The 14,290-nt window shown below is 64.9% G+C and carries 13 protein-coding genes and 1 tRNA gene; 7 read left to right on the forward strand and 7 right to left on the reverse strand.

The window, feature by feature from the left end; translation table 11 throughout:
* Positions 1-135: 135 nt before the first annotated feature.
* The 4 genes from DQP56_RS09740 (at position 136) to DQP56_RS09755 (ending at position 7,484) form a co-directional block, all read left to right on the forward strand.
* The gene (locus DQP56_RS09740) at positions 136-5,025 is read left to right on the forward strand and encodes a DEAD/DEAH box helicase (protein ID WP_112684890.1); all 4,890 of its coding nucleotides are present in this window, start codon (positions 136-138) and stop codon (positions 5,023-5,025) included.
* A 57-nt stretch (positions 5,026-5,082) separates the two neighbouring features.
* Complete coding sequence (locus tag DQP56_RS09745) at positions 5,083-6,324, forward strand: hypothetical protein (RefSeq protein ID WP_133258906.1); 1,242 nt, start codon at positions 5,083-5,085, stop codon at positions 6,322-6,324.
* A 102-nt stretch (positions 6,325-6,426) separates the two neighbouring features.
* Positions 6,427-6,651: a type II toxin-antitoxin system RelB family anti-toxin gene (relB, locus tag DQP56_RS09750; protein WP_112684894.1), complete on the forward strand. Its 225-nt coding sequence runs from the start codon at positions 6,427-6,429 to the stop codon at positions 6,649-6,651.
* Positions 6,648-7,484, forward strand: coding sequence for a DUF2637 domain-containing protein (locus tag DQP56_RS09755; protein ID WP_112684896.1), 837 nt, complete (start codon positions 6,648-6,650; stop codon positions 7,482-7,484). The genes relB and DQP56_RS09755 overlap by 4 nt, the downstream gene beginning before the upstream one ends.
* Positions 7,485-7,620: 136 nt before the next feature.
* Here DQP56_RS09755 and DQP56_RS09760 read toward each other — a convergent pair whose 3' ends face one another.
* The 6 genes from DQP56_RS09760 to DQP56_RS09785 form a co-directional block, all read right to left on the reverse strand.
* On the reverse strand, positions 7,621-9,657 hold the full coding sequence (locus DQP56_RS09760) for an AICE element replication initiation protein (RefSeq protein ID WP_133258907.1): 2,037 nt from the start codon (positions 9,655-9,657) through the stop codon (positions 7,621-7,623).
* Entirely contained in the window at positions 9,657-10,703 is a 1,047-nt protein-coding gene (locus tag DQP56_RS09765) for a bifunctional DNA primase/polymerase (protein WP_234825583.1), read from the reverse strand. Before DQP56_RS09765 ends, DQP56_RS09760 begins: the two co-directional genes overlap by 1 nt.
* Positions 10,700-10,870: a hypothetical protein gene (locus tag DQP56_RS24670; protein WP_165824962.1), complete on the reverse strand. Its 171-nt coding sequence runs from the start codon at positions 10,868-10,870 to the stop codon at positions 10,700-10,702. Before DQP56_RS24670 ends, DQP56_RS09765 begins: the two co-directional genes overlap by 4 nt.
* The gene (locus tag DQP56_RS09770; protein ID WP_133258908.1) at positions 10,867-11,229 is read right to left on the reverse strand and encodes a hypothetical protein; all 363 of its coding nucleotides are present in this window, start codon (positions 11,227-11,229) and stop codon (positions 10,867-10,869) included. The genes DQP56_RS24670 and DQP56_RS09770 overlap by 4 nt, the downstream gene beginning before the upstream one ends.
* Before the next feature lie 743 nt (positions 11,230-11,972).
* A complete protein-coding gene (locus DQP56_RS09780; RefSeq protein ID WP_234825584.1) occupies positions 11,973-13,070 on the reverse strand; it encodes a tyrosine-type recombinase/integrase in 1,098 nt (365 codons plus the stop codon).
* A 77-nt stretch (positions 13,071-13,147) separates the two neighbouring features.
* Positions 13,148-13,234 (reverse strand) — tRNA-Leu (locus tag DQP56_RS09785).
* A 64-nt stretch (positions 13,235-13,298) separates the two neighbouring features.
* Here DQP56_RS09785 and DQP56_RS09790 point away from each other — a divergent pair.
* The gene (locus DQP56_RS09790) at positions 13,299-13,673 is read left to right on the forward strand and encodes a hypothetical protein (RefSeq protein ID WP_205868835.1); all 375 of its coding nucleotides are present in this window, start codon (positions 13,299-13,301) and stop codon (positions 13,671-13,673) included.
* A complete protein-coding gene (locus DQP56_RS09795) occupies positions 13,670-14,011 on the forward strand; it encodes a DUF3817 domain-containing protein (RefSeq protein ID WP_112684904.1) in 342 nt (113 codons plus the stop codon). Before DQP56_RS09790 ends, DQP56_RS09795 begins: the two co-directional genes overlap by 4 nt.
* Before the next feature lie 9 nt (positions 14,012-14,020).
* Here DQP56_RS09795 and DQP56_RS25220 read toward each other — a convergent pair whose 3' ends face one another.
* Positions 14,021-14,179, reverse strand: a complete 159-nt coding sequence (locus DQP56_RS25220; RefSeq protein ID WP_234825585.1) for a DUF3761 domain-containing protein — start codon at positions 14,177-14,179, stop codon at positions 14,021-14,023.
* Between DQP56_RS25220 and DQP56_RS25225 the strand changes: the two genes are divergently transcribed.
* Positions 14,103-14,290, forward strand: a 188-nt coding sequence (locus DQP56_RS25225) for a hypothetical protein (RefSeq protein ID WP_435673842.1), incomplete at its 3' end; no start/stop codon positions are given. The two genes, DQP56_RS25220 and DQP56_RS25225, sit on opposite strands and share 77 nt — an antisense overlap.

The following is a 14,290-nucleotide window of genomic DNA, read 5'->3' on the forward strand; positions in this document are numbered from 1 at the left end:
GGCACTGGTAACGACCGCTCCCCGGCAACTCGCCGACACATGGTCACTCCGCCCCAGTCCCCCTGATCCAGCAATGCCGTCTGCCCGATTGAATAAGGTCTACAGCGCAGCGGATCGACATTAGAAGGTGCGGACATGGGTTCGATTCACGAGGTGATCGAGGTGTTGCGCCAAGCGCCGTCGAACTCCGAGCGTGGCACCGAGTTCGAGAAGCTGATGGTGCGCTACTTCGAACTCGACCCGATGCTGGTCCAGCAGTACGACCAGGTGTGTCGGTGGATCGACTGGTCTGGCCGCAACGGCACGGTCGACACCGGCATTGATCTGGTGGCCCGTGAGCGTGATACCGGTGAGTACGTCGGGATTCAGTGCAAGTTCTACGAGCCGGGAAACACCTTGCCGAAAGGCGAGATCGACTCTTTCCTCAACGAACTCGGTAAGGAGCCGTTCGCCAAGGGCATCATCATCTCCACCACCAACCGGTGGGGAAAGAACGCCGAGGAGTCGCTGGAGGGCCGCTCCAAGCCGGTGAGCCGCATCGGGCTTGACGTGATCGCCGAGTCCCGCATCGACTGGGACATTGCCTGGCCCGCCGGGAAACTCCAGATCGAACTCACCCCATCGAAGCGGTTCGCCCCGCGGCCACACCAGCAGCAGGCCATCGACGCCGTCCTGCGCGGCTTCGCCGCCGGGAACGACCGCGGCAAGCTGATCATGGCCTGCGGCACCGGAAAGACGTTTACGGCGCTGCGCCTGTGTGAGCGTGTCGCCGCCGATAACGGTGGGGCGGCGCGGGTGTTGTTTCTGGTGCCGTCGATCTCGCTGCTGAGCCAGACGTTGCGGGAATGGACCGCCCAGACCGAGCTGGACCTGCGGGCGTTCGCGGTCTGCTCGGACACCAAGGTCTCGCGCACGGCGGAGGACTACAACGTCCACGACGTGCCGATCCCGGTCACCACCGATCCGGCCCGCCTGGCGCAGGAGATGGCGCACCGAAAGCGTGCTGCCGGGCTGACGGTGGTGTTCTCCACTTACCAGTCCCTGCCGGCCGTGGCCGTTGCCCAAGGACACGGGGTCGACGAGTTTGATCTAGTGATCTGCGACGAGGCTCATCGCACCACCGGGGTTACCTTGGCCGGTGAGGATGAGTCGCACTTCGTGCGCGTCCACGACGCCGATTACCTCAAGGCCCGACGGCGGCTGTACATGACCGCCACACCGCGGATCTTCGCCGATTCGGTCAAGGACAAGGCCGACGAGCACTCCGCCGAGCTGGTCTCGATGGACAATGAGCTGACCTACGGCCCGGAGTTTCACCGGCTGAGCTTCGGGGAGGCCGTTGAGCGTGGCCTGCTTACCGACTACAAGGTGCTGGTCCTCACCGTCAATGAGTCGGTGATCGCACCCCGGCTCCAACAACAGCTCGCCACCGTCTCCGGGGAGCTGCCCCTCGATGACGCCTCCAAGATCATCGGCTGTTGGAACGGCCTGGCCAAACGGGCTGGAACCTCACCGGATGGTGGCGGGTTCGCCGCGGGTGAGGCCCCGATGCGCCGCGCAGTCGCCTTCGCCCGCGATATCAAGACCTCCAAGCAGCTGACCGAGATGTTCCCGCTGGTCGTTGCGGCCTACCAGGACATGCTCAACGAGCACGAGAACGACGGCCAGCCCATCAACGACACCAACCGCGATCTGACCTGCGCGGTCCGCCACGTCGATGGCACCTTCAACGCCTTGGAACGCAACCGGCAGCTGACTTGGCTCAAGGGAGTGATCGCCGAAGACGAGTGCCGGGTGCTGTCCAACGCCCGCTGTCTCTCCGAAGGCGTCGATGTCCCCGCCCTGGATGCGGTGATGTTCCTCAACCCCCGCAACTCCGTCGTGGACGTGGTGCAGTCGGTCGGGCGGGTGATGCGTAAAGCGGAGTCCAAGGACTACGGGTATGTGATCCTTCCGGTCGCCGTCCCCGAAGGTGTTGAGCCGTCCGAAGCGCTCGGCGACAACCAGCGGTTCAAGGTGGTGTGGCAGGTCCTCAACGCCCTGCGCTCCCACGATGAGCGCTTCGACGCGATGGTCAACTCCATCGCGCTCAACGGCAAGCCCGACACCAAGTCCGGCCAGGGCAGCACCTTGATGCTCGACCACATCGGCCCCGTCACCGACGATCAGGGCGGCACCGAGACCGTCGCCAGCGACCTGACCCAGCAGCAGATGGCGTTGTTCTCCCTGTCGGCGTGGCAGGAGGCGATCTACGCGCGCATCGTCGACAAGGTCGGCACCCGCACCTACTGGGAGCAGTGGGCCGCTGACGTCGCCGACATCGCCGCCCGCCTGGTCACCCGCATCACCGCCCTGCTCGACGGAGCCCACTCCGAGGCCAACACGGGGTTCGAGCAGTTCCTCACCGGCCTGCGCGACAACCTCAACGACTCCATCACCCCAGCCGACGCGATCAGCATGCTGGCCCAGCACCTGATCACCAAACCGGTCTTCGACGCCCTGTTCGCCGGGCACGACTTCGCCTCCCACAACCCCGTCTCGCGCACCATGCAGAAAATGGTCGACGCCCTTGGAGACGCCGGGCTGGAAGCCGAGACCACCCGACTGGAGGGCTTCTACGCTTCGGTGCGCCGCCGGGCCTCCGAAGTCACCAGCGCGGAGGGCAAGCAGCAAGTCATCGCCGAGTTGTACGAGAAGTTCTTCCGCATCGGCTTCAAGAAGCAAGCCGACGCCCTCGGCATCGTCTACACCCCGACCGAGATCGTCAACTTCATCTTGCGCGCCGTCGACACCGTCTCCCGCACCCACTTCGGGCGCGGCCTCACCGACGGCGGCGTGCACATCCTCGACGGGTTCACCGGCACCGGCACCTTCATCACCCGGCTCCTGCAATCGGGCCTCATCCACCCGGCGGACCTGGCCCGCAAGTACTCCGGCGAGCTGCACGCCAACGAGATCATGCTGCTGGCCTACTACATTGCCGCGGTCAACATCGAGACCACCTACCACGCCCTGACCGGCAAGACCGCCGCCGGAGAAGACGACTACGAGCCGTTCCCGGGCATTGTGCTCGCTGACACCTTCCAGATCAGCGAAGCCGACGACTCGATGGACTCGGTCATGTTCCCCCACAACAACGCTCGCATCGAAGCCCAGCTCGCCGCCCCGATCAACGTCATCGTCGGTAACCCCCCATATTCGGTGGGGCAGGACAGCGCCAACGACCTCAATGCCAACGTCAAGTACCCCACTCTGGACGGCCTGATCGAGCAGACCTACGCGAAGCGGTCGACGGCCACCACGCGGCGCACCCTCTACGACTCCTACGTCCGCGCATTCCGCTGGGCAACCGACCGTATCGCAGACAGCGGGGTCGTCGGGTTCGTCTCCAACGGCGGCTGGATCGACGCCAACACCGCCGACGGCATGCGCCTATCCCTCGCCGACGACTACACGACCATCTATGTCTACAACCTGCGCGGCAACCAGCGCACCGCCGGGGAACTGTCCCGCAAGGAGGGCGGCAAGGTCTTCGGCGGCGGCAGCCGCAATACCGTCGCCATCTTCATCGGCATCAAAGACCCCGCCCACACCGGACCTTGCCAGGTGTTCTACCGCGACATCGGCGACTACCTCACCCGCGAAGACAAACTCCGCATCGTCAACGACGCCCAGATCGACACCGTGGGCTGGCAGCCGATCAACCCGAACACCGACGGCGACTGGATCAACCAACGCGACGACACCTTCCCCACCTGGCCTGTGCTCGGCCAGAAGCGCGGACCGTCGGGAGCGATCACCGTTTTTTCCAACTACTCACTCGGCCTGGCCACCAACCGAGACGCGTGGGTGGTGAACTACTCCGCCGCATCCCTTTCGCAAAACGTCCATGAGCTGATCGAGAACTACGTTCATGAGCAGTCCCGTTTTGTGCAGTATTGCACCGATACTGGCGTTACCAGACCGTCCGAATCGGTCGTCGGCAACTTCCTCCGCGTCTATCCTGACGCGGCCCGTGGTGACTACATCAACTGGTCTGCGGGCCTACGATCTAGGTTCGCTCGGCAGGCGGTCCCCAGTTTCAATCCGGATGGCGTTCGAAGGACGGCCTATCGTCCGTTCAGCCGACAGCTGACGTATTTCGATTCATTCCTAAACGAACGGCAGAACCAGCTGCCATCGATGTTCCCGACGCCGCACCACCAGAACGTCGGCTACTACGTCGTCGGTGCGGGATCGGACGTGCCGTTCTCGGCGATCATGCTCGACGACCTCCCGAACCTCCACGTAACCGGCGCTGGCAGTGGTGGTCAGTTCTTCCCCCGCTGGACCTACGAGAAGGCCAACCAGGGCGACGGCGGCCTGGACTTCACGGTCACAGAGGACGGTGAGGTCGACGAGCATGGCTACCGCCGGGTGGACAACATCACCGACACCATCCTGGCGCTATATCGCGAGGCCGTCGGCGACCAGGTGGCCAAGGACGACATCTTCTACTACGTCTACGGCCTGCTCCACGACCCGGACTACCGGGCCAAGTACGCCGCCGACCTCAAGAAGATGCTGCCGCACATCCCGACCCCCCAAACCCGGGAGCGCTTCGAGCAGCTGGCCGACGCCGGTCGCAGACTGGCCGAACTGCACGTGGACTACGAGACCGTCGACCCGTACCCTCTCGACGTCCAGCTGAAGCCCGGCGCGGAGCCCGCGGACCGGGAGACCTGGCGGGTGACCAAGATGAAGTGGAAGTCGAAAACCGACCACACCGCCATCGTCTACAACCCCAAAGTCGCCATCTCGGGCATCCCCGAGAACGCCGAACGCTACATGCTCGGATCTCGATCCGCGCTGGCCTGGATCATCGACCGCTACCAAGTCAAGACCGACAAGGCCTCCGGCATCGTCAATGACCCCAACGACTGGTGCGACGAACACGACGACCCGACCTATATCGTCGACCTCATCAAGAAGGTCACCACCGTCGCCGTCGAGACGATGAAGATCATCGACGCCCTCAGCGCGTAATGCGTTGCCAAAGCTGCAGACTGGACGATTACGACGCCAAAGGAGAACGAGGCTACGATGCCCCGCCCCGATGAAACTCAGTACCGATTGCTCGCGTGGACCGGCGATTCCGGGGCTGCCGAGCGTCTGGCCGTACAGGTGCTGCTGGCAAGTGGATTCGAAGACCCGGACCCCTCTCATCCGTACGGTGGTCCCGACGGTGGTCGCGATGCTGTCTTGGCGCGAGATGGCAACCGGTGGGTGATGGCCGTCTACTTCCCGCGCGGTAAGCACAGATTCTCCGAGATCAAGGGGAAGTTCGGATCAGACCTCGACGGCGCAAAAAAACACCAACCCAGCGGCTTTGCCTTTGTCACCAACCAAGAAATCACGCTGGGCGAACGCCAGGAACTAGCAGCACTGGTTGATGATCTGGAGGTCGAGATATTCCACATGGAGCGCGTCGCCGCACTGCTGGACCAACCTGAGATGGTTGGCGTCCGTCAGCAGTTCCTCGGCATCGACCCCGGCAGCGTCCCCTTGAATATTCAGCTCAATGTCGGCGGGGTCGGGCAACGTTTCGTAGACGGTGAAGATCTTCGCGAGTTGCTGCTGGAGGCCGCCGCCGAGAGTGACCGCGAGGACGCAAATCAGCTGCGGAACATGTCACCTGACGATGCGCAGCGAGCAGCGGTGCTCGCGCGAGTACTGCATCAAGAAGTCCCGTCGCAGCCGCCGACTCCCGAACAGACCGAAGCTGGGATCGCCCGACGCAAAATGGTGGCGGAACGAGAGTGGCCACGCATTGAGGATTATGTTGCCGGGTTGTTCTTTCCCGCAATGCATTTCACCGTCCGCAATGTGGCAGCTTCCTTCTTGTACGACGTCAAGGTGGTTATAACGTTCACTGGAGCGCATGGTGTCGAGAACCTCCACATCGATGAATTCGAGTACGAAAAGCTCCTAGACCCCGACTACGAGCGTCCGCAATCGATCTACGAACCAATGTCCATGTTGGCGTTCGTTCCGGCCCGCCCGCGTGATTATCCGGTGGAGTGGAAGAACAAGGAGTCGGGCCTTGAGGTCCGGATCACTCTCTCCGAGCTGCCCTCAGGAGAGGACTTCGAATGGGACAGTGCGGACTACGAGGACGTCGTACTTGTCGCGGCATCTGAGTCGGAGTCGATTCACGTCAGCTGGGTGGCTGTGGCGCGAGGACATGGAACTCCATTCGTCGGGCCAGAGTTCGACATCGTGGTGGACACCGTGCCGATCGCGGACGCCGTCGCGGGCATTGTCGAACAAGTGCGTGCTGACTAGCGGCCAAGACAAGAACCGGCCTGTAGCCGCTGACACGCCCACCCCCGACACGGGGGATACTGCTATGAGGCACTATTCATTTGGAGTAGTATCCAAAAGGTGATGGATCTCGCGGGACTGCGCCGGACAGCCGGTCTGACCCAAGTCGAGTTGGCCGCCAACCTCGGTGTGGGGCAGGCGCAGGTCAGCAAGATCGAGCGCCAGTCCGACATGTTGCTGAGCACGCTCAGCGCCTACCTGACAGCCCTTGGAGTGGAGGCTCGGGTTGTTGTCGAGGTCGACGGGCAGACGCTGAACTACGGCCTTACGGCGGGCGAGGGCCGATGACCACCCAGGTCGAGATCACCCAGCACAACCACCACAAGGCGGTCCGGTTCTTCTGGTGCCTGCTGGGCGGGGCGACTCTGGTCAGCCTCCTCGGGAACGTCGCCCATGCGGTGCTGCCGTACCTTCCGCCGGTCGCCATTCAGGTCGGCGCTGCCGCCGTACCGCCGGTCGTGCTGCTGGCCGCTGTCCACGGTGTCGCCCTCGCGGTGCAAGCGGGTGCGTCGGGCACCGTGTACCGGTGGGCGGTGGTGGCGGTGGCGGTCATCGGCATCGGCGCGTTCGCTTTGAGCTTCGTCGCGCTGCGGGACCTGATGCTGGCCATCGGGTACAGTCCGGCGATCGCCTGGATCTTTCCGGCCATCATCGACACCGCCGTCGCCGTAGCGACGCTGATGCTGGTTGCGCTTGGCGACAAACCGGCACGGCGCACCCGTACTAAAACGGCACCCGCCTGTACACGGCCTGTACGGGCGCAGACGGCGACACAAGCCCCGGCGCAGGACGCAAAGGTGCAGGCTAAGCCGGTTGCTGCCCGGCATTCCGGGGCGCAGATCAGCTCGCCGCCCGCACCGGCACAAACCAGCACGGTGCACGCGGTGCAGACGATGCTGCAGGCCAAGACGGTGGCGGTCGACGCAGAGCTCGCCGCCGAGCTGATTGCCGCCGGTACAACCACCCAGCCGGTCGAGACCGTGGTCGCCGTGCTGGCGGCGACCCGAGGCGGCCTGTCGATCAACGCCGCCGCCAAGGCCTCGGGGATCAACTACCGTACCGCACAGCGGATCGTGGAGGGTGCAGCCCAACACCACCGGCGGCCTGCGGCGGTCGGCTGACCAAACGGAAGCCGGAGGGACAGTTCCCCTGGCACGTCGACGGGCCGTACCGCGTTGCCGCGAAACACGACTGTTGCTGAATCGGCCGTTGCCGGGGCCAGCGTCCGGCGAATGGACACTGGCCCCGGCAACGCGGTCAGACCACGGGCCGATCAGCCGGGCGGCGACCCATGTTGGCTATGTCCAGAGGAGTCGGAGTCGACCTGTGTGAGGGTTGCTGACGCTGCGTGACGTGAGCCGCCGAGCACTCCGGCCGGGCGCAGTATCCGCGCTCGGCGGCGTGTCCGACTGTCAGCTCTGCGCCGCAGAAACGGCAGGCAGCGACGGCGGTCCCCGGACCATCCCCGTCGTCCCCGTTAGACCCGTGAGTGCTGGTCAGAGCGATTTCTCCAGACCTGTCTCGCGCCAACCCAGCCCCGTCTCTGGCCGGGTGCGCCTCCGTCCGTTCGTTAACGATCTCCGGTGACACGGCTGCCACGGAGATGGACTCCGCCCCAGACCGGGCTGACGAAATAGTGTTGACCTGCGGGGACGGGTCTGACGGGGATGAAGGGGCTGGTTTTTCAGCCTTGGAACTTTCACGCGACGGCGCATGGATCGTGTATTTCTTGGTCCCCGCCTCGTTCTTGCCCATGTCGTCATGGACCGTCCAGCCAAGTTTCCGCATGCTCGGTGCCGCGTCCCTCAGCTGGTTCGACGCAGCACGCGCGTTCTCCGGCCAGCCCCAGCCCTCCCTGCCGTCACCCTTGGCAAATGCCATGGCGTTCAAGATCTGCCCTGCCGTGGTCGCCTCGAAGTCTCGCCGACCGTTGACGATGGCCCTGGCGAGTGGATACTCGGCCAGCGTGTCCCGGGCGGCCCGCACAGCCGCGTCTTGGTACCGGTCCGCGCCGCTCGTGCCCTGGACGTCATCGATGGCGGCGACGACCTGGTGGAAGTCAGCCATCCGCGAAAATCCCTCCGGCGTCGCGACGTCGGGCAGGCGGTGGTGCACCTTGGCGGCGAGGTCGAGCAGCCCCGCCAACACCCGGGAGCGATCCCGCTCCCAGGACGCCTCGACCTCTTTTTTTAGTCGGCGCTTGCTCGGCGGGATAGCGGATAGCTCGATCCGGACCATCCGGTCCTCAAGGTCAGGCTGTACCCCGGTCAGATTGATCGCGGTGATGATCAGTGGCCGGTACGCCTTGGTCGCCGACGCTTCGTCGGTGGTGTAGAGGATGCGCCGGACGATGGTGTCGCCGGTGCTGAGCTTGCACAGTCCGTCGTTCATGCCCTTGGAAAGTTCGCTGAGGTTGTCGAAGGTCAGCGCCCACCCCTGTCGCACGGTGGCCACCCAAGCCCCTTCGTCGCTGGGCAGGTTTCGAGTGTCCGCCGTTGTCGGGTCGACCAGGGACTGAAGCACACGGGCGGCACTGGTTTTAGCCGTGCCGTGCTCGCCGCCGAGATACAGGACCGGGTGCGGAACATTCTCCAAGACCAGGGCCGCCACCACCCAGCCGAGCACCAGCGGACGGTCGTCAGGATCGACGTTGAGGTGGTCCCACAGCAGCGCCAGGTCGCTCTCGCCCTCCGGGACCGGATATGGCAGCGAGAAGGTCGAGCGGCGAAAGACAACCGGCACGTCCTCGTCGGCAACCCTCCAGCGACCGCTGTCGATGACGATCACCCGATTCTGCTCGTCGGCACAATCGAGGTAGATCGTGCCGTCGTGGTCAGCGATCCTCATGTGGACCGGAGTGACCGGATTTCGTCGAGCGCCCCAGTCGAGGGTGCCCATCGCGTCGGTAGCCGCCGCTCCTGGGGCGACCCTCCCGCCGCTAGCCTCGCTCCACTGGTCGAGTAGTCGAGCCTTCAGCCCGCCCCGAGAGTTGTTTGACATCGACAGCGCGACGTGAGGGAGCGCGTTGTCGCAGGCGAAAGTCTCGCCGTTCTCGTCCACCCCGAAGGTGTAGAACTCCCGGGCCATCACCGCCAGCTGGGTCGCGATTGACGGACGTGATGTGTCGTTGTCGTTCTCCTCGTCGTCGACGACCTCTTCCTGCGCGGTCACCGTCGCCTCCTCGGCGACCTGGGCGACCTCTGGCTCCTCGGGCGGGTTGCGGTAGGCATGCATGTCAGGGATCTCGTCGTCGTAGGTGGTGGTGGTGAGTTCGTCGCCGTCGTTGTTCGTCATCACGTGCTCCTTCCAGCCTCACGGCTTCGTTTCTTGCGTAATTTCTTGGCGGCGACGCGCAGGTCGCCGTCGGTGTTGAGTACGGCGTAGGCCCGGAACTTCGTGTAGCCGTGTGGATCCCCGGGAGTGGTCGCCTCGAACTCGGTCGACGTCGAGTAGACGAACAGGCAGCCATACCGCACGGTCGCTGACGTCGCCGCCGTGGCCGCTGGGTGCCGCCACTGCGCGCCCTCGTCGTTGTCCGGGTCGCCCTGGTAAACGCATTCCCATCCGTGCGGCTCAAGGATTTCCGACCATGTGGCGGTGTTGCCGAACCAGTCGGCGATGCTGTTGCCGCCCATGCACTTGGTCACCCAGTCGGCACGAGGACGCGCCGGGCGTTCTGCCCGCGCCGCTGGCCGCATCAGGTCGACGAACCACTCCGGCAGCGGTGCAACCGGCCCGCCGGTTCTCGTGTAGGGCCTGCCTGTGGCCGGGTGAATCGACGGCGGCAGCACGACATAGCCGCCGTGCGTCTTCAAGTCGATACCCGGACCGAGCCGCTTCGCCGTCAGCTTGCCGGGCGGGCGCTGGAAAAACAGGTGCCGCCCGCCGTCACCCCGGCCCGAGTAGTGAGTGAGGGTCTTCGGCAGCGCGCCGTACTGCGCCACCAGTCGGGCCAGCGACTCCTCGCCGCCGTTGCGGGGGTCCGTGTCGATAACGAGGACGCCCTCAGGCACCCGACCGCCGATATTGCCACCGGCGTACCGCCCGCCCCACCAATCGAGGACCTGGCCGAGGTCCGATGTCGCGTCCCGGACCCCGTGACGCGTGGCTGGGACCTTGTCGCCGCGCTTGAGCGGGTGCACCTCCCAGCCGCGCCGCACGTAGTCGAGAGCTGCCGCGCCGAGTACATAATCCAGATCCGTGTTAGCCGCGAGGCCGTCGAAATCACCCGAACCTCCGGTATGGTCAAGGATGACGGTTTGCTTTGTGGTGAGGCTGTCGCCGTCGTCGGAGGTGCCCCCGGCGTGACCGGGGGCTTCCTCGTTTCCCGGGCCGATCACGTCGTCGGCCAGGCATTGACCACGTCAGCCGCTGCGCGACGAACAGGACCAGGTGGGTGTGGTTTCTTGTGGCTACTACGTCGATCAATCACGGTGTCGTAGCCGCAGAGCGTGACCAGGACGACCACGCTCAACAGCAGTGCAAGCGTGAGCAAGTCGGCGATCATTGGACCACCTCCTGCCCGATGCGGGCGGCCCGCCGAAGCCGACCGGCAAGGGAGCGTTCCTCGCACCGACTGCAGGCGCTACGGTGCTGGGCCACCGCAGCCTTGATCTTGCGGTGCGAGTCCCCATGGGAGACCCCGGGGTCGACCGTGATATCCGCAGCTGTAAGCCCGCACCACGTCGTGCCAGTGAGGCCGTATTCGGTCTTCGCCCACCGGTAGACGATGCCGATCAACGGGTCGGCCTCCGGATTGATCCATCGACCGTGCCCGGCCAACCACAGCGCCTGCTTCAGACTCCTGGCCGCGACCTGCACCGTCCGGCCCTGGTACCGCGCGAGCTTGTTTGTGAAAGTGCCCATGTACGGGTACAACTCGTAAATCTTGACCGGCTTCTTCCTGCCCGCTTTCCGGCTCACCGCGCGCTACCGCCCGGGCGAACCGTATTGGCATCCAACCAGGCGATCAGCTCAGACCGGCGGTAGCGGATTGCCCTTGATCCCACCGTCAGCCAAGCCGGTTGGTTCTTGTTCCGACGATTTCGCCACGCCGCCAGGGTCCCAGGTGAAACCCCGATGAACTCCTCGGCCTCCGCATCCCTCCAGACGGGGTCTTCCGTATAGCTCAATTTTCCTCCTAGATCCCTTCGCAGCAAACTCACGTTGCGATCAGTGTCGGAGAATGGATGAGTGGATGCAACCCCGTAAGACCGCGTCACCTAAGAACACTTTCACGCGACTAGAGGATGCCTAGAGCCTGGGGGCCAAGTACTTTCATGCAGCTATACGACAAAACTGACGTAATTACAACCGGAAGCGACACCCCTTGTGACATCCCCACAACACCAATCAGCAGCAGCGTCGCCGATGCTTCCAGCAAATACAGTCAGATTCACAGGAATGCCGCCGAAGGATCAACTGAGGACGACTCCGTCCCGAGGTCGACCCCGAGACGTGCCCACGGACAGTGGCGGGTGTTACGTGCGCGCGCCGACGGGCTTCAGCGGGCATTGGTGAAGGGTTCCCTCACCTGCGAAGGGCGGGTGTAGCGGGCATCGCGGGTACGAACCCGCGACCTCTCATGTGCCGCACGGGAACAGCAGTACCTACTGCTCCGGATCCAGGCCCAGCCCGAGGGTGTTCATCGCCGTACCGACGGCGTCCAGATCCGAGTCGAACAGGTCCGAGTACTGGTCCAGCGTCATGGCTGCGCTCTTGTGCCCCATGGATCGACTCACGGCCAGGACGCTGGCCCGGCTGGAGTGCGCCAGCGAGGCGAAGGTATGCCGCAGGCCGTACAACGTCACCCGTTCGACCTCGGCGCGTTTCACGGCGGCTTCCAGCCACCCACTGCCGGTCTTCGGCTGGCGGAGGTAACCACCGTCCGGCCCGGGGAACACCAAGGCCTCACGCCCCTTACCGGAAGACTCGGCTTTGATCCGGTCCAGGACGAACTCCGGCACCGGCACAGAGCGGCGGTGGTAGGTCTTGGTCGGTCCGACATCGAAGGTGTTGCCCAGCTCCACCGCGTTGGAATGGATCTGCAGCCGCCTGCGATCGAAGTCGACGTCACCCACCTTCAGAGCCACCGCCTCGCCGGGACGGATGCCGGTGTAGGCCAGGGTCAGAATCAGGGTCTCGTGTTCGCCGCACTCGGCGGCCAGCCGCGCCACATCCTCGGCGGTCATGTACACCCTTCGGCGTCCGGTCTTGCGCGGCAGCGTGCCCCGGTCTAGGCCCCTGGCCGGATTGACTGAGATCCGCCCGGCCTTCACCGCGTCGTCGAGGATGCCGCACAGGACGCCGTGGGCACGCTTGACGACCGTCGCGCTCAGCTCAGCACTGCGCATACCGGCGACCCATTCCTCAACGCCGAGCCGGTCCACCCTGGCCACCTGGACCTTGCCCCACGTCGGCGCGACATGGTTCTTCCAGGCCGACGGCAGGGTTCGGTAGTAGCTGGTGCGAGTGGTGGCTTCCTTGCGTTCCAGCCAGGCCGTGACCAGCTCCCCAACCGTGACCTTGCCCAGCGACGGGGCCACGTACTCGCCCTTAAGTTTCGATACCTCGACGGTAGCCGCGAACGCCTGAGCCTCACGCTTGGTCTGGAATCCCCACTTGTCGGTCTGACGACCGTCAGGCTTGCGGTAGCGCACCCGATACCGCCTGCCGCGTTTGGTTTCGTATGGGGAGATTGAAGCCACGCACACCAGGTTAGCCCCCACATTCCCCACAATGTGGGGGGAATGTGGGGGAATCAGCCCCAAAACACGGTCTGACCTGGTGCGGGCGGAGGGACTCGAACCCTCACGCTCTTTCGAGCAATGGCACCTAAAACCATCGTGTATGCCAATTCCACCACGCCCGCGCGGCGTAGCGATGGTACCGCCGGCCTCGGGATGCGCGGCAAGGTGGCGCGGTACCGTCAAGGGGTGTCCACTACACGGCGTCGGAGACCGGCACTGATCGTGCTGGTGATCGTCGCCGCCTGCGCGTGTCTGGCGCTGGGGTGGTGGCAGTGGACCCGATTCCAGGAGCTCAACGGCAACTTCCAGAACCTCGGCTACGCCCTGCAGTGGCCGCTGTTCGCCTGGTTCTGCGTATACGCCTACCGCAAATTCGTCCGCTACGAAGAGGCGCCGCCCGAGCCGCACCGACCCGATACGGTGACCGAGATACCGGCCGGGCTGCTGCCGGAACGGCCCGGGCCCGCCGCCACCCCGACCGACGACGCCGCACTGCGCGACTACAACGCCTACTTGGCCGAACTCACCGAGAACGACCGGAAGAACAGGAACACCGCATGACCGAGACCCCCGCCCAGGCCGCTCCCGCCGAGAAGATCCGCAGCGCGCTGCTGCCCTACCGGGTGCTGGCGTGGGCAACCGGTGTGTGGCTGATCGCGCTGTGCTACGAGATCGTGGTCCGCTACGTGGTCAAGGTGGACAACCCGCCCACCTGGATCGGCGTGGTGCACGGCTGGGTGTACTTCGCCTACCTGTTGGCCACGTTCAACCTGGCGGTCAAAGTGCGCTGGCCGCTCGGCAAGACCATCGGGGTATTGCTGGCGGGCACCATTCCACTGTGCGGCATCATCGTCGAGCATTTCCAGTCGCGAAACATCAAGGCCCAGTTCAACCTCTGACACACCGGCTCAGTTTGCGGGCGGGTTCACCCAACGCTCCACCCCACCGTGGCGCGAGCAGGAACCGCTGCGGCGCTTACTGAACGAATAGGTGCCGTCGCGGCAGACGGCGCTGGCCCCGGCCGGCGGGGCCACGACCTCAATCGACGTCGCCGGTGGCGGCACCACCGCGATCGACGTCGCCGGTGGCGGCACGGTCGTGTGGGAGGGCACCGGCGCGGGCGGGGACATCAGCGGGGCCGGCGGCGAAGGCGACTCCGTCACGGTGACGGTCTGTGT

Origin of the sequence: Mycolicibacter senuensis, assembly GCF_003284925.1 — a bacterium.
Taxonomy (GTDB): Bacteria; Actinomycetota; Actinomycetes; order Mycobacteriales; family Mycobacteriaceae; genus Mycobacterium; species Mycobacterium algericum_A.